15 protein-coding genes are annotated in these 17,580 nt (G+C 65.6%); 6 read left to right on the top strand and 9 right to left on the bottom strand.

The window, feature by feature from the left end; translation table 11 throughout:
- Positions 1-282: 282 nt before the first annotated feature.
- From AC1RQK_RS25805 to AC1RQK_RS25795, 3 genes are read right to left on the bottom strand one after another with little or no spacing between them, the layout of a single operon-like run.
- The gene (locus tag AC1RQK_RS25805) at positions 283-1,257 is read right to left on the bottom strand and encodes a Bug family tripartite tricarboxylate transporter substrate binding protein (protein ID WP_492371844.1); all 975 of its coding nucleotides are present in this window, start codon (positions 1,255-1,257) and stop codon (positions 283-285) included.
- Between the two features lie 50 nt (positions 1,258-1,307).
- A complete protein-coding gene (locus tag AC1RQK_RS25800) occupies positions 1,308-2,006 on the bottom strand; it encodes an RraA family protein (protein ID WP_492811833.1) in 699 nt (232 codons plus the stop codon).
- 41 nt (positions 2,007-2,047) lie between these two features.
- Complete coding sequence (locus AC1RQK_RS25795; RefSeq protein ID WP_492371842.1) at positions 2,048-3,043, bottom strand: hydroxyacid dehydrogenase; 996 nt, start codon at positions 3,041-3,043, stop codon at positions 2,048-2,050.
- Positions 3,044-3,085: 42 nt separating this feature from the next.
- Between AC1RQK_RS25795 and AC1RQK_RS25790 the strand changes: the two genes are divergently transcribed.
- Positions 3,086-4,090 carry a LysR family transcriptional regulator gene (locus tag AC1RQK_RS25790; protein ID WP_492371841.1) on the top strand — a complete coding sequence of 335 codons (1,005 nt, stop codon included), beginning with the start codon at positions 3,086-3,088 and terminating at the stop codon, positions 4,088-4,090.
- Between the two features lie 105 nt (positions 4,091-4,195).
- Here the strand turns inward: AC1RQK_RS25790 and cuyB are convergent, their stop codons facing one another.
- From cuyB to AC1RQK_RS25775, 3 genes are all read right to left on the bottom strand, one after another.
- Positions 4,196-5,665 (bottom strand): cysteate racemase, encoded by a 1,470-nt coding sequence (gene cuyB, locus AC1RQK_RS25785; RefSeq protein ID WP_492811831.1) that lies wholly within the window; start codon positions 5,663-5,665, stop codon positions 4,196-4,198.
- Positions 5,662-6,939: a dicarboxylate/amino acid:cation symporter gene (locus AC1RQK_RS25780; protein ID WP_492371840.1), complete on the bottom strand. Its 1,278-nt coding sequence runs from the start codon at positions 6,937-6,939 to the stop codon at positions 5,662-5,664. Before AC1RQK_RS25780 ends, cuyB begins: the two co-directional genes overlap by 4 nt.
- Before the next feature lie 231 nt (positions 6,940-7,170).
- On the bottom strand, positions 7,171-8,070 hold the full coding sequence (locus AC1RQK_RS25775) for a LysR substrate-binding domain-containing protein (protein ID WP_492811828.1): 900 nt from the start codon (positions 8,068-8,070) through the stop codon (positions 7,171-7,173).
- Positions 8,071-8,464: 394 nt separating this feature from the next.
- Between AC1RQK_RS25775 and AC1RQK_RS25770 the strand changes: the two genes are divergently transcribed.
- Positions 8,465-9,511 (top strand): type II asparaginase, encoded by a 1,047-nt coding sequence (locus tag AC1RQK_RS25770; RefSeq protein ID WP_492811842.1) that lies wholly within the window; start codon positions 8,465-8,467, stop codon positions 9,509-9,511.
- Positions 9,512-9,533: 22 nt separating this feature from the next.
- Here the strand turns inward: AC1RQK_RS25770 and AC1RQK_RS25765 are convergent, their stop codons facing one another.
- Positions 9,534-10,442 (bottom strand): LysR substrate-binding domain-containing protein, encoded by a 909-nt coding sequence (locus AC1RQK_RS25765; protein WP_492371838.1) that lies wholly within the window; start codon positions 10,440-10,442, stop codon positions 9,534-9,536.
- A gap of 131 nt (positions 10,443-10,573) precedes the next feature.
- Between AC1RQK_RS25765 and AC1RQK_RS25760 the strand changes: the two genes are divergently transcribed.
- The 4 genes from AC1RQK_RS25760 to AC1RQK_RS25745 all read left to right on the top strand — a co-directional run bounded on the left by AC1RQK_RS25760 (position 10,574) and on the right by AC1RQK_RS25745 (position 15,440).
- The gene (locus AC1RQK_RS25760; protein WP_492811826.1) at positions 10,574-11,548 is read left to right on the top strand and encodes a Bug family tripartite tricarboxylate transporter substrate binding protein; all 975 of its coding nucleotides are present in this window, start codon (positions 10,574-10,576) and stop codon (positions 11,546-11,548) included.
- Positions 11,549-11,562: 14 nt separating this feature from the next.
- Entirely contained in the window at positions 11,563-13,251 is a 1,689-nt protein-coding gene (locus AC1RQK_RS25755; RefSeq protein WP_492811824.1) for an FAD-dependent monooxygenase, read from the top strand.
- A 218-nt stretch (positions 13,252-13,469) separates the two neighbouring features.
- Complete coding sequence (locus AC1RQK_RS25750) at positions 13,470-14,561, top strand: porin (protein WP_492371835.1); 1,092 nt, start codon at positions 13,470-13,472, stop codon at positions 14,559-14,561.
- Between the two features lie 96 nt (positions 14,562-14,657).
- A complete protein-coding gene (locus AC1RQK_RS25745; RefSeq protein ID WP_492371834.1) occupies positions 14,658-15,440 on the top strand; it encodes a GntR family transcriptional regulator in 783 nt (260 codons plus the stop codon).
- A 104-nt stretch (positions 15,441-15,544) separates the two neighbouring features.
- On the opposite strand, the gene AC1RQK_RS25740 is transcribed toward AC1RQK_RS25745, so the two are convergent.
- On the bottom strand, positions 15,545-16,483 hold the full coding sequence (locus AC1RQK_RS25740) for a VOC family protein (protein ID WP_492811821.1): 939 nt from the start codon (positions 16,481-16,483) through the stop codon (positions 15,545-15,547).
- A 26-nt stretch (positions 16,484-16,509) separates the two neighbouring features.
- On the bottom strand, positions 16,510-17,382 hold the full coding sequence (locus AC1RQK_RS25735; RefSeq protein WP_492811819.1) for a fumarylacetoacetate hydrolase family protein: 873 nt from the start codon (positions 17,380-17,382) through the stop codon (positions 16,510-16,512).
- Positions 17,383-17,580: the final 198 nt, after the last annotated feature.

The following is a 17,580-nucleotide window of genomic DNA, read 5'->3' as shown; positions in this document are numbered from 1 at the left end:
CTTAAGGCGATACTCAGACATGGGTCCCTCTTTTCCGCTCTTTTCGCCGAATCCCGAGGCGCCCCATACGGCCTTGGTGAACCTCCACGGCTCGCTTCGCATCGCCGTGGGTGTTTCCCGCCCCTTGGGGCGGGAAACACGGCCGAACCGAATCGTTTGTCTGACCGTGTCGTTTCTGGTCCCGCTGGTTGGCTCCCCTCTCCCACTTGTGGGAGAGGGGCCGGGGGAGAGGGCGGGCGCTCGCAAGAACTCGGCGGTTCACATACCTGCAGGTTGGGGCTGTCAGCTCAGCTTGATCTGCGTCTCGCGGATCAGCGCGCCCCATTTGGCGTGTTCGGCGCGGATGTGGGCGGCAAATTGCGGCGAGGTCTGGGGCGTGGGCACGCTGCCTTCCTGCGCCAGCTTTTGCTGCACGTCCGGGCGCGCCAGCACCTTGATGGTCGCCGCGCTGAGGCGTGCGGTGATGTCGGCCGGCAGGCCGGCGGGGCCGACCAGGCCCAGCCAGGTGGCGGCTTCGAAACCGGCGAATCCTTGCTCGGCCACCGTTGGCACGGATGGCAGCGAGGAAAGGCGCTTGGCCGAGGTCACCGCCAGCGCGCGGATCTTGCCGGCGGATAGCTGCGGCATGACGGAGACGGCGTTGCCAAAGTAGGCGTCCACCTGCCCGCCGAGCAGGTCGGTCATGGCCGGGCCGGCGCCCTTGTACGGCACCTGCAGCACCCGCACAAGCGCGCGCCGCGCCAGCATCTCGCCGGCCAGGTGGCCCACGGTGCCGTTGCCGGCCTGCGCGATGCCCATGTCGCCGTCGCGCGCCTTGGCTGCCTTGATGAAGTCGGCCAGCGTGCGCAGCGGGGAATCCTGGCGCACCACCAGCACCACGGGCTGCTCCGCCACGCCGGCAACGGGCGTGAAATCCTTCAACGGATCGAACGGCATCTTCGGGTACAGCGCGGGGTTGATCGCCAGGTTGGCGGCCTGGCCCATGCCGATGGTGTAGCCGTCCGGCGCGGACTTGGCTACCGCGTCCAGGCCGATGTTGCCGCCCGCGCCCGGCTTGTTGTCGATTACCAGCGTCCACTGGTCGCTCAGGGTCAGCTTCTCGGCGATCAGGCGCGAGGTGGTGTCGGTGCCTCCGCCCGGCGGGAAGGGCACGACGAGGCGGATCGGCTTTTGTGGCCACGGGCCTTGCGCTTGGGCAAGGCCCGTGGCGACTAGCGTCATGGCGGCGCTGGCCTGGAGGAAATGGCGTCGTTGCATGTCTTGTCTCCTGTTTTTCTAGGTATCCCTGCGGGCGTGCCCTGCCGGATTCAGACCGGCAGTCCCTTGGCACGCAGCGCGGCATCGAAGCGCTCGGGGTCCGAGGTGCCGGCGGCGTTGTCGGCGCGGATCTTTGCTTCCTTCAGCAGGTGGGCGCGGGTGCGCTGCAGGACGTCAGCGGCTTCGGCTGCCGGCACCGCGATCACGCCGTCCGCGTCGCCCACGATCAGGTCGCCTGGCATCACGGCCATGCTGGCGCATGACACCGGCACGTTGACCTCGCCGGGGCCGTCCTTGCTCGGGCCGCGGTGGGTGTGGCCGCGCGCGAAGATGGGCATGCCGTCGTCGGCCCACTCCAGCACGTCGCGCACGGCGCCATCGATCACCAGCCCGCCGAGCTGCTTGGCCACGCACGTGGTGCGCATCAGGCCGCCAACCAGTGCCTGCGTGATGTCGCCACCGCCGTCGATCACCAGCACATCGCCGGGGCGGACCATCATCAGCGCCTTGTGAATCATCAGGTTGTCGCCCGGGCGCACGCGCACGGTCACGGCCGGCCCGCACAGCACGGTGTCGGGGCGGCTGTGATACGGGCGCAGGCCGATGGTGCCGATGTTGCGGCTCATGGCATCGCCAATGGCGGCCACCGGCATCTCCCGGAAGGCCGCGACGATGTCTGGCGCGGGGCCGGCGGCGCAAGGGTTGATCCGGTAGCCCGCGGGCCATGCCTGGGTGGCTTCGTTGCTCATGTCAGCGTTCCTGGTGTCTTGCTGTTGTGTGGGGTGTGGTGTTACGCGCCGAGGACGGCCAGCACCTGCGGGTTGACGCAGGCGGTGGCGGCGGGCGGCTTGCCTTGCAGGAAGCCGAGCACATTGCGCGCGGCATCGCTTGCCATCGTGGCCAGCGCCGCAGGCGTGGAGCCACCCACATGGGGCGTGAGCACCACGTTGTCCAGCGCGGCCAGCGGGCTGTGCGCGGGCAGGGGCTCGATGGCCATGGTGTCCAACCCGGCCGCGTAGAGCTGCCCGCTTTGCAGCGCGGCTACCAGCGCGGCCTCGTCCACCACCTCGCCGCGCGCGGTGTTGATCAGGATGGCGCCGCGCCGCATCCGCGCGAACTGCGGCGCGGCCAGCATGTTGCGGGTGTGCTGGTTCAGGGGCACGTGCAGGCTCAGCACGTCGCTGGCGGCAAGCAGCGCGTCGAGGGAATCGGCGAGCGCCACGCCTGCAACAGGGCTGGCGCGCCCGGCCAGCGCCGGGTCGAACGCCACCACCGGCATGCCGAGCGCCAGGCAGACGGTGGCCACGCGCTGGGCGACCTGCCCGAAACCAACCAGCCCCAGCGTGCGGCCGTGCAGCTCGATGCCATCCTGCGCGCGCGACCACCGGCCGGCATGGAGCTCCCGGTCCATCCACGTCACGCGCCGCGCCGCCGCGAACATCAGGCCAAGCGTGAGCTCGGCGACCGACTGGGCGTTGGCGCCGGGCGTGACATAGACGGGAATGCCGCGCGCGGTGGCGGCTTGCACATCGATATTGCTGACGCCCACGCCGTGCTTGGAAATGACTTTCAGCGTGGGGCATGCCGCGATGGCGGCGCCGCTCAGTGCGACCGTGCGCGAGATGACGGCGTCCACGGGCTCGGCAGCGAGGGTGCGGGCCACCTCGCCAGCCTCGTTGGCGCCGTTCGCATCGGTAAGGTAGAGAATCCGCGCGCCCGCTGCTTCCAGCAGGCGGACGCCGGCCGGAGCCAGGCGGGGGGCGGTGACGAGTACGGTAGTTGGCATGGCGCTCAGGCTGATCAAGGCGTTGGGCAAAGGCCCAGTGCGATGCCGAATTCTTGCTCGCTCAATAGTTTCCGTCCAGCTTATAATTTTTGGCATCTGTTCAAAAAAAGTAATCAGTCAGGACTGCCCCGGCAGCACGCTCCCATGGACCTTCGCGATCTCAAGTACTTCCTTGCCGTGGCCAGCGCGGGCAACTTCCGCCGCGCGGCCGAGCTGGTGCACCGCAGCCAGCCCACGCTCACCAAGGCCATCGACAGGCTGGAGGCGTCGCTTGGCGCCGAGTTGTTCGAGCGCGAGGGCAGAGGGCAAAAGCTCAGCACGGCCGGCATCGCCCTGCGCGCGCGCGCCACGTCGCTGCTGCAGGAGGCCGACCTGCTGCGCGACGAGGTGGGCGCCATCGCGCGCGGCGTGGCCGGCACCGTGCGCCTTGGCAGCGGGCCGCTCGGTGCGGAATACCTGCTGCCGCGGATCTGCAGCATGCTGCTCGGGCAAGCCGCCAACGTGATGCTGCAGCTCACCATCCGCAACAACTACGAGCTGCGCGACGAGCTGCGGGAGGGGCGGCTGGACCTGGTGCTGGGCTTCGTGCCCGAGGAGGAAGAGGAGTTTCACTGCGAGACGCTGCTCAAGGACACCGTGGTGGTGGCCGCGGTGGCGGGCCATCCGATCCTCAAGACCCGGCGCGTCACGCTGGACAAGCTCGCCGGCTATCAGTGGGCGCTGCCCAACCGCGCAGTGGCCAGCCGGACCTGGCTGGACCATGCCTTCGAATCGCGCGACCTGCCCCGGCCCGTGGCGCAGATCGAGACCAACTCCATCCCGCTGATCCCGCGCGTGGTCGCCAACACCGAACTACTGACCTTTGTCTCGCGGCGCACCTTGCGCGCAAGCGGCGGGCAACTGGAGGAGGTGCCGCTGGCGGCGACCACGCTGGTGCGCAATTTTGGCGTGACCTATCGCAAGGATGTGGCGCTATCGCCGGCGGCCGGCCGGCTGATTGCCCTGCTGCACGACCATGGGAGCAGCTTGTTCAACAAGGTGGATTAAGGCGGCCACCCTCAGCGTGGCGGGGTAGACATCGTTTGTGCCCTGCCCCAGGTTGACATGCTCGTTGGGGTGGAGATGCCGGAAGGGGGGCACCGGCGTGCAATCTCACGGATTGGGCTTGGCGTCACCCATCGCGCAGGCGACGCAGTGTCTTGCCAGCACATCCGTCGGGTCGATCAGCGTGATGACGCGGCCGTTGGCACAGCGCATTTGCGCCTGCGGCAGGAGCAAGGGCAATTCGGTGCAGGCCAGGATGACGACTTCGACATCGCGGGCCGCCATTTCCTCGACCGCCGCGACAAGGTCGTCGACGCATTCGCCAGTCGTAAAGCCGGCCTTGACACCATGAGGACCGTAGATGGCATGCATCACGCGAGCCTGGAGGCCGGGGCCTGGCACGACCTGCTCGAAACCATGGGTTTCAAGGGCTTTCCTGTACACGCCGCTGGCCACCGTGCCGGACGTGGCCAGTACGCCGACCTTGTGCAGGCCTGGAAACGCCTTGCGCAAGGACTCCGCGGTGACCGTCAGCATATTGACGATCGGGATATTGAGATAGGGCTGCACGCGCTCGACAAAGGCATGCGCCGTGTTACACGGAATGGCAACGATGTCGGCATCTCCCGCCTCCAGCTTCTTGCACGTGGCATACAGGGAAATCGTCGGGTCGGGTCCCTCGCCGACGAGGTTCTCGGTGCGATCCGGAATTTGCGGATTCTGCTCGACCAGCAGCTTGATATGGTCCTGGTCGCGCGTCGCGGGCGTATGGCGTACGATCTTCTGGATGAAGTCAACGGTAGCAGCAGGACCGACGCCGCCCACCACGCCGACCTTGAACTGTTTCCCGGGCGCCGCATACCGACCTGAAACCACGTACTGCGCATAGGCGAGATTCGAGTCGACAACCGGCACCGGCAGGGGCCCGATTTCGTCGAGCACAAGGGATATCTCGGTCATGCCGGGCAGGATCAGTTGCGCGCCCTGGCCGATCAGGTCGCCACAGGCATCGCGCAACAGTTCGATAGGGCGGCCACGCAGGTTTCCGCTCTTGATGCCGTCGGCGTCATACACCGCGCGCGTCACGCGATCCACGCCGCCTTCAATCCGTGGGTGCAATACCTCGAACTCCGGACTGGCGAAGTAGCGCTCGAACAGATGCTTGCTGCGCGTGTAGTCCGAACCGAGCACCCCTATGCGCCGGAGCGTCGGGAACTTGCGCCGCACATGATTGTGCAGCGCCTCCATCATGTTGATGATGGGGAGCGGAGAGTTCGCCGCCAGCTCGTCGATGAAGGTGTGGCTGAGAAAGCAGGGCAGCACCACCGCATCGATGCCGCGCCGCTCGAAGGCGCGAATCATGTCGAAGATGTACAGTTTGCGCTCCGTGGTCGCGGCCGTGGTGAGGCTCGCGTTTCGAAACGGATGCTGCTCCAGGACGATGTCGAAGTGCTCCGAATCGTTGCGTGCAGGCGTCGACTTGATCAGCTTGAAGAACACGTCGGCGCTAGCCAGTGCGCCAAGACCACCGATCACGCCAAAGGAGCGGCGGCCTTGCGCATCAGGTGTCGTAGTCATTTCACTTCCCCCTGCAAGCTGTCGAAGCTTTGTTCCTCGTTGCGCGTGGCCCGGCGCGTTTCCCATTTCGCAATGGCCGCGGTGGCGATGCTGTTGCCGATGACGTTGGTTGCGGTACGCCCCATATCCAGCACCTGGTCGATCGCAAGGATCAGCACGACACCGGACGGCGGCAAGTGGAACATCGGCGCGACGGCGGCAACCACCACCACCGAACCCCGTGCAACGCCAGCCATGCCCTTGCTGCTCACCATCAGCACCAGCAGCATCAGGATCTGTTGCGACAGCGGCATGTCGATGCCGAACGCCTGCGCGATAAAGATCGCCGCGAACGCCTGGTACATCATCGAGCCGTCGAGATTGAATGCATAGCCCAGGGGCAGGGTGAAACCAACCACCTTCTTGTCGACGCCGAACGCCTCGAGCTTCTCGGTCAGCCGCGGATATGCCGCCTCGCTGCTGGCGGTGGAGAACGCGAGCATGGCCGGTTCGCGCACGGCCTTCAGGAGCGTCCAGATCGGGCGGCCCAGGAAGGCATAGCCGACGCCGATCAGCAGGGCCCAGAGCACGGCGAGTCCAATATAGAAGCTGCCGATGAGCTTACCGTAGGTCGTCAGCACATCGAGCCCGTGCAGGGTGATGGCCGATGCGATGGCGCCGAATACACCAATCGGCGCGAGCGCCATGACATAGTCGGTGAGCTTGAGCATCGCGGGCACCAGTGCATCGACGGTGCGCGCAAGCGGCGTCACTCGCGGGTCGTTCTTGAGCACGCCGAGCACAACACCGAAGAGCACCGAGAAGACCAGGATCTGCAGGATGTCGTTGCGCGCCATCGCGTCGAGAAGGCTGGTCGGGAAGGCGTGGGTTATAAAGTCCCTGAAGTTGAGGCCAGCCGTATTCAGGCCCGTGGCGACATCGGCACTGCTCGGCGTCAGGTTCAGCCCCGCGCCGGGTTGCAGCAGGTTGGCGAGCATCAGTCCCAGGGTGAGCGACATCAGGGATGCGCAGACAAACCAGCCCACCGAGCGCATGCCGATACGGCGCACATCGCTGGTCCCTTCCATGCCGGACAGGCCCGAGACCAGCGTCGCGAACACGAGCGGCGCGATGATCATCTTGATCAGGCGGAGAAAGATGTCGGTGATGATCGAGAAATAGCCGGCAATGGCTTTGGCCGAGTCGGCGTCCGGCGCCATGTTGTGGCACGCGTAGCCGACGGCGATGCCGAGCACCATGCCGGCGAGAATGGTTGCGGTGAGGCGATTTTTCATTTTGCTCCGTCCAGTGAGGTCTCATGCCGGAATCAGCCGGAGCTGAATCCGTGGCCTGTTGCACGGCGCCGGCCCCTCCGGTGAATCCGGGGCCTGGCTTGGAAGGCCGGTGCGGTCAGTGCATGGACGGATACTACGAAAGGGAGCGGGCCCCGTGATGCGAGTCCCGCAAGCCCTTATGCCTGCGGCGCATAGTTCGGGTAAACGAGCGTGCGCCCCTTGCCTGCGCGCTCAGAGCGTGCTGAGATAGCGCCAGAGCGTATCGAGGTGTTCGTTGCGGTTGTATTGGTTCCGGTACACGCGAAGATCCAGGTCGATGGACCAGGACGAGCCGCCGGCGGGGACCAGTGCCCCGGAGGCCAGCTCTGCCTCGATCGCGCTTTTCGGTAGCCAGGCAATGCCTTCTCCCGCCACCAGCATCTTCTTGAGCACCTCCGCCATATCCGACTCATAGTCGAGTCGGAGCATAGGCTGCGTGTCGGCACGGCTCAACAGCAGGGCGAGGCAACGGCCGAAATAGCTCGTGCTGGTGTAGGAGATCAATGGCAGGGGATGGCCGTGCGTGCCCGGCAGCCGATGCAAGGGCCCCAGTCGCTGGTTGGGCTTGCTCACGGGCATGAACGTATCCTGTCCCACGCTCAGATATGGGTACTTGACCGGGTCCAGGTGCAAGGGCAGGCCCGGGTGGTCGTAAGCGAACATCAGGTCGCAATTGCCATTGACCAGGGTGAGCACGGAGTCATGCACATTGGTGGGAATCACGCGCGCGCGCAGGTCGCCGACATGCCTGCGCACAGCGTTGAACCAGCCCGGCAGGAAGTTCAGGGATATCGTGTGTCCGGCCGCGATCTGAAGGCCGGGTCCTGGCATGCGATGTTCGGACCGGATAATGGCGCGCGTATCGACCAGTTTGCTCAGGACGTCGTCCGCCGCTTCCTCGAACAGACGCCCGGCGGGCGTGAGAGTGGGGGGGTAAGTGCTCCAGTCGACAAGGTCGGCGCCCACCCACTGCTCGAGCGCCTGGATGCGTCTGCTGAAGCCCGACTGGGTGACGTTGCGGATCTCCGCCGCGCGTGAAAAGCTCTGGTACTGCGTGAGGGCAATGAAGTCCTCGATCCATTTGACTTCCATGTCCATACCTCCGGCGGTGATGCGACTGCACGGAAGACTATCCGCTCCGATCCGGCGCGGTGGCTAGCGTTTACCCTATTTATGCCTCATCCGCATGACGGCATGCGGTACCAGCATCACGTCCTTTTTTGTGCCTCCTACTATCCGCTCAAGACTGCTGGCACCCGCTTGGCGCATTCCCCTGGCCCGGATCAGCGTGGCTGCTGTCAGTCGATCTTCACCGGTGTTCTGCGGGTGCCCCAAGGCATGGTGGCGGAGAACACCATGGCTGGCCGGCCTCGCATCGACTCGATGCGAGGCCGGCCAGCCGCTCAGACATTCACGTATTCAGGGAACAGAAATGAAAGCCGCTTTCTATATTCGGTCGCTTGTTGTCATTGCCGCGTTTTCGACAATGCACTGTGCTCAGGCGCAAGCCCAGGCCCAACCCATGCCCGCGGCAACGAAGTCGTTGCCGCACGTCGTGATCCTCGCAACAGGAGGCACCATCGCGGAAACAGGGGCGGAAAAAACCACGGTTGTCGGCTACTCGACCAACAAGGTGGCAATCGAGAGGCTGGTCGATGCGGTGCCGGAAATGCGGAAGGTGGCCAATATCAGCGGCGAGCAGGTCTACCAGATCGACAGCTCGGACATGGATGTCGATCACTGGCTCAACCTGGCCAAGAAAGTGAATGCGGCACTGGCGCAGCCCGATGTGGCCGGTGTGGTGGTCACGCACGGCACCGACACGATGGAGGAGACGGCGTACTTCCTCAACCTGACGGTAAAGAGCCGCAAGCCGGTTGTGCTGACCGGCTCGATGCGGCCTTCCACCGCCCATAGCGCGGACGGTCCCTTGAACCTCTACAACGCCGTCTCCGTGGCGGCGAGTCCGAACGCCGTCGGCAAGGGCGTGCTGGTCGTGATGAACGATCACATCCTCGGGGCGAGGGACGTCACCAAGACGAATACGTTCACGGTGGACACCTTCAAGGCGCCGGAACTGGGCTCGCTTGGCTATATTCAGGGGGGCAGGACGGAGTTCTATCATGTGTCCACCCGCAAGAACACGGCTGACACGGAGTTCGATGTGACGAACCTCACCGCTTTGCCGAGGGTCGATATTGCCTACAGCTACGCGGAGGTCACGCCTTCGGCGCTCAACGCATTCGTCGGGGCTGGCAGCAAGGGCGTGGTTTATGCCGGCGTCGGCGATGGCAGCGTGTCGACCAGGATGTTGCCGGCGCTGGTTGCCGCACACGGCAAGGGCGTCACCATCGTGCGCTCGTCCCGCGTGGGCCAGGGCATTGTGGCCCGCAACGGCGAGGTGGATGACGACAAGCAGGGCTTCGTCGTCTCGGACACGCTCAATCCGCAGAAGGCACGCATCCTCTTGATGCTGGGCCTGACGAAGACCACCGAATCGCGCGAGCTCCAGCGCATGTTCAATACGTATTGATCGACAGAGGTCAAAAGACCCGCTACTTGGAGCGGGCAGTGTAGTATCCCGCTGCCCGCTCGAACAGCGTGGCCAATTGCTGCGCAGCCGGCGTGAGCGGGACCCCGGCCCGCGAAATCTGGACGATATCAGGGCCGTCGATGCGTTCCCTGATGGGGATCGCCTCGATCACCTGGGATAGCAGCGGCGAGTTGACCCATTGCCTGGGCAGCACCGCCAGCGCGTCGGTCGAGCCGAGCAGCACTGCCACGCCGACCATGGATTCCGCCTGCGTCATGGCCACGGGTGTCCTCAGGCCATGGCTGCTGAACAGTTCCTCGAACTCGGCTTCGACGCGTTCGCGCACGCCGGTCAGGATCCACTCTTCGTCCACCAGTTCCTTGAGCCGCTTCGCTGCGCGCATGGGGTGGCCTTTGCGGCAAACCACGAGGCGCTCGTTCTGGAAGAGCAACTGGATCTGGTACGCATCGCCGATGGCACGCACCGGCCGCGGGCCGATACAGAAATCCAGCGTGCCATCCTGCAGCCTTGCTTCCAGCGTGGAGAAGAAGCCTTCGACCATGCGCAAGCGAATGCCAGGGTATTGCTTGCGGAAGGCCGTATGGACTTCGGCCGCCATGCCCAGCCACACCGCACTCGACAGGCCAACGCAGACCGCGCCCGTTTGCGTGCCGAGCATCTGCGCCACCTCATCCTGCGCCCGCCTGATGTCCTCCATCGCCGAGTGCGCGCGACTAAAAAACGCCTGCCCGATAGCGGTAAGGCTGACGCCCCGGGCGTGCCGCTCCAGCAGGGGTGTGCCGAGTTCGCCTTCCAGTTCTTGCAGGCTGCGTGTCAGCGCGGGCTGGGACAGGCCGAGCTTGCGGGCGGCGCCTCTGACGCTTCGCGTTTCGGCGATGGCGATGAAATCGCGCAGGTGATGCAGTTTCATAGTGATAACCGATAGGCATCGACGGAGCGATTTTGCCATCTTTCAGCATCTACATGGCGCGTCTAGTATCCGGTCAAGCAAGCATTGAAAAAACAAAAATCAAAACCAGATAAAACCGGACGGAGACACAGATGATTCGAGGCCCCCTCGCGGCGGCAGCCGCGGCCGCATGCCTATTCGGCGCGCTGCCTGCACACGCCGAGACATTCCCTGCCAAGCCAGTCCGCCTGCTTAGCCCGTTCCCGGCCGGCAGTGGCCCGGATGCCGTCTCCCGCATGATTGGCGACCGGCTTGGCCGGGACTGGAACCAGCCGGTGATTGTCGATGCCCGCCCGGGCGGCAACGGCTTCATCGCCATGGAGGCCACTCGCCGCTCGCCGGCCACCGGGTACGAGCTGGGCATCGCGGACGTTGGCCATCTGGCCATCAATCCCAGCTTGTTCAAGAAGCTGCCGTACGACCCCGTGAAGGACTACGTGCCGGTCACCGGGCTGTACCGGACCGCCTTTTTCCTCGTGGTCTCGTCACACAGCCCCATCAAGTCCATCTCCGCGCTCGTGACCGCCGCCAAGGCCGGCCCTAACGCGGTGTCGTATGGCTCGTGGGCGGTCGGCAGCCCCGGCCACCTGGGCGCCGCCCAGCTTGAGGCCGCCACCGGCACGCAGATGCTGCACGCGCCATTCAAGGACACCGCACAGCTCTACACCGCAGTAGCCAATGGCGAGGTCACCTGGGCGCTGGGCTCATACGCCACGGCTGGGCCGCTGATCCAGGCGGGCAAGCTGCGCGTGCTGGCGGTAGCGGATCACAAGCGCTCCGTCGCGTTGCCGGACGTCCCGACAATCGAGGAAGCCGGCGGCCCACGCGGCATCGAGGCCTCGACCTGGGTCGCGCTGCTGGCGCCCGCTGGCACGCCGCCGGAGCGCATCTCCGCCATCGGCAAGGCGGTGCGCGAGGCGCTGGATACGCCCGAGGTCAAGGCCAAGATGGCCACCTTCGGCTTTGTCCCGGCAGGCAGCACCAGCGAACAGGTTTCTGAATGGATGCGCAAGGACACGCCGCGCTACGCGGACATGGTCAAGCGCACTGGCGCCACCATCAACTGATTGGAAACACCATCGTGAAGACAGTGCAAACCGAGGTTGCCATCATCGGCGGTGGCCCGGCCGGGCTCATGCTGGCCATCGAACTAGGATGCCGCAATGTTAGCTGCGTCCTGCTGGAAGATGACCTGGATCCACCCGCCTTTCCCAAGGCCAATGCAACATCTTCGCGCACGATGGAGCACTACCGCCGTCGTGGCTTTGCCGATGCCATCCGGGCGCTGGGCTTGCCTCCCGGGCATCCGCAGGACGTGGTCTATTGCACGCAGATTGCCGGCGTCGAGCTGGCCCGGTTCAAGATCCCTTCACGCGAGCAGGCCAGCTCCCGTGCCTCGGTTGGCGACTATGGCGACGGCGCGTGGCCGACGCCCGAACTCCCGCACCGCGCGCAGCAGATGTATATCGAGCCGGTGCTGCGCCAGCAGGCGGCAAGCTACCAGAGCGTGCAGCTGCATCTCGGCCAGCAGGCCATGGCGGTTGCGCAAACGGACGATGGTGTCACCGTCGACGTGATGCCGGCCGACGGCGGCGCGCGCTGGCAGGTCAGGGCGCGCTACCTGGTGGGCTGCGACGGGCCGCGCAGCCTGGTGCGCAAGTCGCTGGGCATTGCGTACTCCGGGCAGGGCGGCGAGCAGCGCGACTTCTTTGGCGGGCAGATGCTGTCGATCTACTTGCGCGCCAAGGATCTCTATGCGGCGCTGGGCAAGGACCGCGCATGGCAATACTGGGCCGTGAACGCGCAGCAGCGCGGCCTGCTGATCGCGATCGATGGCGTCGAGACGTTCCTGCTGGCCATCCAGCTCGAAGCTGGCTGCGACGCACGGGACATCGACCCGGCGGCGGTAGCGCGCGCGGTGGTCGGCACCAGCTTTGACTTCAACCTGATTGCGATGATGCCCTGGGTGGCCGGCTACACGCTGGTGGCGGACCGCATGTCGTCCGGCCGGATGTTCCTGGCCGGCGACGCCGCGCACCTGTTCACGCCAACCGGCGGCATGGGCTACAACACGTCCATCGATGACGCCGTCAACCTTGGCTGGAAGCTCGCCGCGGTGACGCAAGGGGCAGCGCCCGCCGCGTTGCTCGACACCTATGACACTGAGCGGCGGCCCATCGCGCTGCGCAACACCGCGTTCGCACGGCGCATGGCGGACAGCATCGGCAACATCCGCGTTGGCACGGACGTCGGCGAGGCAGGCTCTGCGGGCGAGCGCGCCCGCGCCGCGCTGGGCCAGGCGCTGGCCAGCCATGCGCGCAAGGAATTCAATATCCCGGGTTTGCAACTCGGCGTGCGCTACGCTGGCAGCCCAATTGTGGCGAGCGAATCCACCGCCCCGCCGCCCGACGATCCCAACCGCTACGTGCCCAGTGCTTACCCAGGCGCTCGCGCGCCGCACGCGGTGGTCGGCGCCAAGGTGCTGTTCGATCTGTTCGGCCGGGACTTCACGCTTCTGGCATTCACGGATGTCGATCCCCACGCGTGGACCCAGGCCGCGCGTCGCAACGGCATGCAACTCGATGTCGTCCGCGTGGATGACGACGCGGTGCGCGCGCTCTATGGCGCGGAACTTGTGCTGATCCGCCCGGATCACCACGTGGCATGGCGCGGTGCGGCCTCGGCGGGTGCCGGGCCCGTGCTCGCGCTGGCTACCGGCCGTAGCGAGGCGGCGGCGACGGTAGTCGCTGCGCATAGCGCCGAAGTCTAGCCAGCATCGCCGCAGCATCAACAAATAAAAGGTGCTTCAGACTTTCATGTGGGTCGATTCATCGCTGGGCTAAATCCAGCGCTGCCGTAGCTCCCCTCTCCCATTTCATGGGAGAGGGGAGCAAACCAGCGTTTTGCTTCCGGCAACTCGCACCCGCATGCGGTACCCACACGAAAGTCCGAAGCACCAAATAAAAAATCAACCACAGGAGGAGACTGATGAAAACCAGATGGCTAGCGGCCGCGTGCATTGCCGCGGTTCCTGCGCTCGCGCAGGCGCAGTCGGTGACGCTCTATGGCGTTATCGATACCGGCGTCGAGTACGTCAACAATATCGGCGCCAGCAAGGACAGCGTGACCCGCATGAACAGCCTGGCGGGCACGGTGCCGTCGCGCTGGGGCCTGCGCGGCACCGAGGACCTTGGCAACGGGCTCAAGGCGCAGTTCGCGCTGGAGTCCGGCTTTGCTCCGGACTCGGGTACATCGAACCAGGGCAACCGGCTGTTTGGCAGGCAGGCATGGGTCGGCCTCTCGGGCAACTGGGGCCAGGTCGCGTTCGGGAGGCAGTACACGATGCTGTTCTGGTCCACGCTGGAAGCTGACATGCTAGGCCCGAACACCTTTGGCACGTCGTCGCTCGACAGCTACCTGCCGAATGCGCGGGCCGACAATGCCGTGTCGTACAAAGGCACCTTCGGCGGTGTGACCATCGGCGGCACCTACAGCTTCGGGCGCGATGCAGTCAATGCCGGCCCCAGCCCGTCGGGCACCAACTGCGGCGGCGAGAATCCCGCTGACCAGCGCGCCTGCCGCGAATGGTCCGCGCTGCTGAAGTACGACACCGGCACCTGGGGCGTGGGCGCGGCCTACGATTCCATCCGTGGCGGCCCGGGCGCGTTCGGCGGCCTGGCCAGCAGCGGCCTGAAGGACGACCGCTTGTCCGTCAACGGCTACGCCAACGTGGGCCAGGGCAAGATCGGCGCCGGCCTGATCCGGCGCGACAACAATGGCAGCCCGACGCCGCGCAGCGACCTGTGGTACGCCGGTGCGTCATACGCGATCACGTCCGCGTTCAGCGTGGACGGCGAAGTTTTCTACCTGCGCTATCACAACAGCGCCAACAAGGCCTGGCTGTACGCCGCACGCGCCACCTACGCCTTCTCCAGGCGGACCTCCGTCTACGGCACCGCCGGCTTTATCGACAACCGGGGCAACCTCGGCCTGTCCGTCAGTTCCGGCTCGCCAGGCAGCAATGTCGCACCGGGCGGCAACCAGCTCGGCGCCATGCTGGGGATAAAGCACATCTTCTGACTGAAGCCGCCATTCCCGTGCATCATCGGGGCCCCGCTGGTACGGGTGGCCCTTAAAAATAGATAAAATGCAGAATATCTATGAAACGGGGATGACTTGGCTACCTCAACCAAAGGGCACACCACCGCAACGCCGGACGTCGCCGAACCCGGCGCCACGGACATGGGCGGACGCACTTGGGCGTCCATTCTCGAGCTCACGGTCCGGGAAGAGATCATCCAGGGCAAGCTGCCCGCCGGCAGCAAGCTGCGGCTCAAGGAACTCTCCGAGCGTTACCAGGCGGGCGTGATCCCCCTGCGCGAGGCGCTGTCGCGCCTGTGCGCCACGGGCTTCGTCGTTGCCATCGACCAGAAGGGCTTTCGCGTTGCCGAGTTGTCCGAGAGCGAACTGCTCGACATCACCCGCGTGCGCCAGCAGATCGAGACGCAAGCGCTGCGCGACGCCATCGCCTGCGCCAACGTGGAGTGGGAGGGGCAGCTCATCGCCGCGCATCACCGCCTCAAACGGATTCCGATGCACATGCCCGGCGAAGGCCGCCAGATGAACCCGGACTGGGAAGACGCCCATTCGGACTTTCATGCGGCGCTGGTTGCGGGATGCGAGTCGCCTTGGCTGCGCCGTTTCTCCGCCTTGCTCCGCGACCAGACCGCGAGGTACCGGCTGCTGTCGATGAACATCCCGCAGTCAGGCCGCAAGCGCGATGTCATGGCAGAGCACGAAGCCATTGTGGACGCGGCGGTGCAGGGTGATGCCGACAGGGCATGCCGGCTGCTCCATGAACACTTCCAGGTGACGACGGATCTCGTCATGGCGCATCTGGCCGCGCAGAAGGCGGCGGGGGCGGGGAAGGCGAGGGTGAAGAAGGCGGCTGCGGTGTAGCGGAGGCGGTGGCCGACAAGAGGACGATCAGACGAACGGACGAACACCATCACGGGCGGGCCTATCCGCCCGTGATGGTGTTCGCGGTATGGCTAGCGCGGCTTCTACTCCGCCTCGGTGTTATGAATGAAATACGGCGGCACATCCGGCCCCCACTGGTACAGCGAGTCTTCCGGCGCGTAATCGCCGGCCGGCCACGCATGGCCGGCGGAGATGTAGTCGATGTCCGCCGAGTACTCGCAGAACGAGCCCCAGGGATCGCGCACGTAGTGGAAGAAGTTCGAGCCCAGCACATGGCGCCCGGTGCCCCAGCCTTCCTTGTAGCCGGCGACCGCCATCTGCCCCGCACCCTGGCCGACTTCGTCCACGCTGGCGACATCCCATGCGGCATGGTGCCAGCCGCGCGCCGAGCTCTTGGCGAAGGCCAGCAGGTGATGGTCGCAGCCGTGCGGCGCGTGGGTGAAGGCAATGCCGTCGCCCGAGCGGTCGGACAGGCGCAGGCCTAGCGTGTCGTGGTAGAACGCGACGGCGCGGGATACGTCCGGCGTGAACAGCAGCACGTGCGACAGGCGCCGCGGGCGGATCTTGCCGACCCGGTTGCGGAAGGTCGCGCCGCGCATGTCCGCTGGGCCGTGGATGTTCTTCAGCGGGCTTTTTGCGCTGGGCGAGGTCTTGGGCCCGGCCTTGACCTGGATCAGGTTGCCGTCGGCATCAAGGAACCACAGTCCTTCGGCCGTGGCATGGGCGGCGTCGCTGGCAAACGTAACGTTGGCGGCGAGCAGCTTCCGGCAGATGCCTTCGAAATCCCCCGCGAAACAGTTGAAGCTCAGGTAGGCCAGGGCCTTGCGCTCGCCGGGGAAGAACCGGGCCCAGACGCGTTCGTCCTGAGCGAGCACTTCCAGCGTGTCGTCTTGCCTGACGACTGTCAGCCCGAATGCGCCGAGGAAGTGCTCCGCGACGCTCAGGTCCGGCACCGTCAGTGCGTAGTGGTCGAGCGAATGCACGGCGGGCTCGCGCTCGCGGGCCTCATTGTTTTCTTCCATTTGTCTCCTCCGCTGGTCGCGTGGCGTCAGGCGGCCCGGGCTGCCTTGACGGTACCGCCGGCTTCGGCTTCATCGGCAATGGTATTGCGCAGCGGCGCGAAACCGGTCACCGACACTTCGCACACGTCGCCCGGGCGCATCAGCAGCTTGGGCTCGCGCGCCCAGCCGATGCCGCTGGGCGTGCCGGTCACGATCACGTCGCTCGCCTCCAGCGTGATGGCTTGGCTGATCACCGAGATCAGCGTGGCGATGTCGAAGACCATGGTATCCGTGCTGGCGGATTGCACCACCTTGCCGTTCAGGCGCGTTTCCAGCAGCAGGCCCCTGGCGCCGGCCGGCACTTCGCTGGCGGTTACCAGTTCGGGGCCGAAGGCGCCGGTGGCGTCGAAGTTCTTGCCCACCGTCCATTGCGGCGAGAGGAACTGGTACTCGCGCACCGAGCCGTCGTTGAACAGCGCATAGCCGGCGATGCAGTCGAGCGCGTCTTCCTTGGCGATGTGGCGGCCGCCCTTCTTCAGCACCACGGCCAGTTCGCCTTCATAGTCCAGCGTGTCGGACACGCGCGGGCGGATGATGGGCTGGCCGTGACCCACCAGGCTGGTGTCGTAGCGCGGGAAGATGGTCGGGTAGGTCGGCTGCTCGTACTTGCTTTCCTTGGTGTGGTCGGCGTAGTTCAGGCCAATGCAGAAGATCTTGGCGGGATGCTCGAGCACCGGCAGGAAGGTGATGTCGGCCTCCGACACCAGGCGGCCACCCGTCTGCAGCGACGCGTACGTCTCAAGGTCCACGCCGGCGGCCAGCAGCGATTCGAGCGATGCCTCGCCCAGGATACGGATCTTGTCACCTTCGCGGGCGCCCAGGTGTTTCTTGCCATCGAGGATAAAGCGGACGTAACGCATCGGATTTCCTGTCTCTCTAGGGTTGGAATGGGCAATCGCTGTCGCGCGATCGTTGGTCTATGCTAAGCTAAAATATATACAAAAACAACTTTTGTAGATTGTTTTGGTGGAGGCGCCCCACTTTGTGGGCTCTTTGTTGGCTGTTGCGCACATGGCCCGTTGTCGGTGCTGGCAAGGGTTGCGGGAAGGTTCTAGCGC

It is taken from the genome of Cupriavidus sp. GW822-FHT02D05 (genome assembly GCF_058802485.1).
The sequence above is the reverse complement of the archived record's forward strand: the minus strand, read 5'-3'. Positions and strand labels throughout refer to the sequence as shown.

Excerpts from the sequence above, each read along its gene's own strand:
- cuyB (WP_492811831.1), bottom strand. The coding sequence starts at position 5,665 with ATGACTACGACACCTGATGCGCAAGGCCGCCGCTCCTTTGGCGTGATC.
- AC1RQK_RS25770 (WP_492811842.1), top strand. The coding sequence starts at position 8,465 with ATGCACTGTGCTCAGGCGCAAGCCCAGGCCCAACCCATGCCCGCGGCA.
- AC1RQK_RS25760 (WP_492811826.1), top strand. The coding sequence starts at position 10,574 with ATGATTCGAGGCCCCCTCGCGGCGGCAGCCGCGGCCGCATGCCTATTC.
- AC1RQK_RS25805 (WP_492371844.1), bottom strand. The coding sequence starts at position 1,257 with ATGCAACGACGCCATTTCCTCCAGGCCAGCGCCGCCATGACGCTAGTC.
- AC1RQK_RS25790 (WP_492371841.1), top strand. The coding sequence starts at position 3,086 with ATGCCGAATTCTTGCTCGCTCAATAGTTTCCGTCCAGCTTATAATTTT.
- AC1RQK_RS25775 (WP_492811828.1), bottom strand. The coding sequence starts at position 8,070 with ATGGAAGTCAAATGGATCGAGGACTTCATTGCCCTCACGCAGTACCAG.
- AC1RQK_RS25740 (WP_492811821.1), bottom strand. The coding sequence starts at position 16,483 with ATGGAAGAAAACAATGAGGCCCGCGAGCGCGAGCCCGCCGTGCATTCG.
- AC1RQK_RS25750 (WP_492371835.1), top strand. The coding sequence starts at position 13,470 with ATGAAAACCAGATGGCTAGCGGCCGCGTGCATTGCCGCGGTTCCTGCG.
- AC1RQK_RS25800 (WP_492811833.1), bottom strand. The coding sequence starts at position 2,006 with ATGAGCAACGAAGCCACCCAGGCATGGCCCGCGGGCTACCGGATCAAC.
- AC1RQK_RS25780 (WP_492371840.1), bottom strand. The coding sequence starts at position 6,939 with ATGAAAAATCGCCTCACCGCAACCATTCTCGCCGGCATGGTGCTCGGC.
- AC1RQK_RS25765 (WP_492371838.1), bottom strand. The coding sequence starts at position 10,442 with ATGAAACTGCATCACCTGCGCGATTTCATCGCCATCGCCGAAACGCGA.
- AC1RQK_RS25795 (WP_492371842.1), bottom strand. The coding sequence starts at position 3,043 with ATGCCAACTACCGTACTCGTCACCGCCCCCCGCCTGGCTCCGGCCGGC.
- AC1RQK_RS25735 (WP_492811819.1), bottom strand. The coding sequence starts at position 17,382 with ATGCGTTACGTCCGCTTTATCCTCGATGGCAAGAAACACCTGGGCGCC.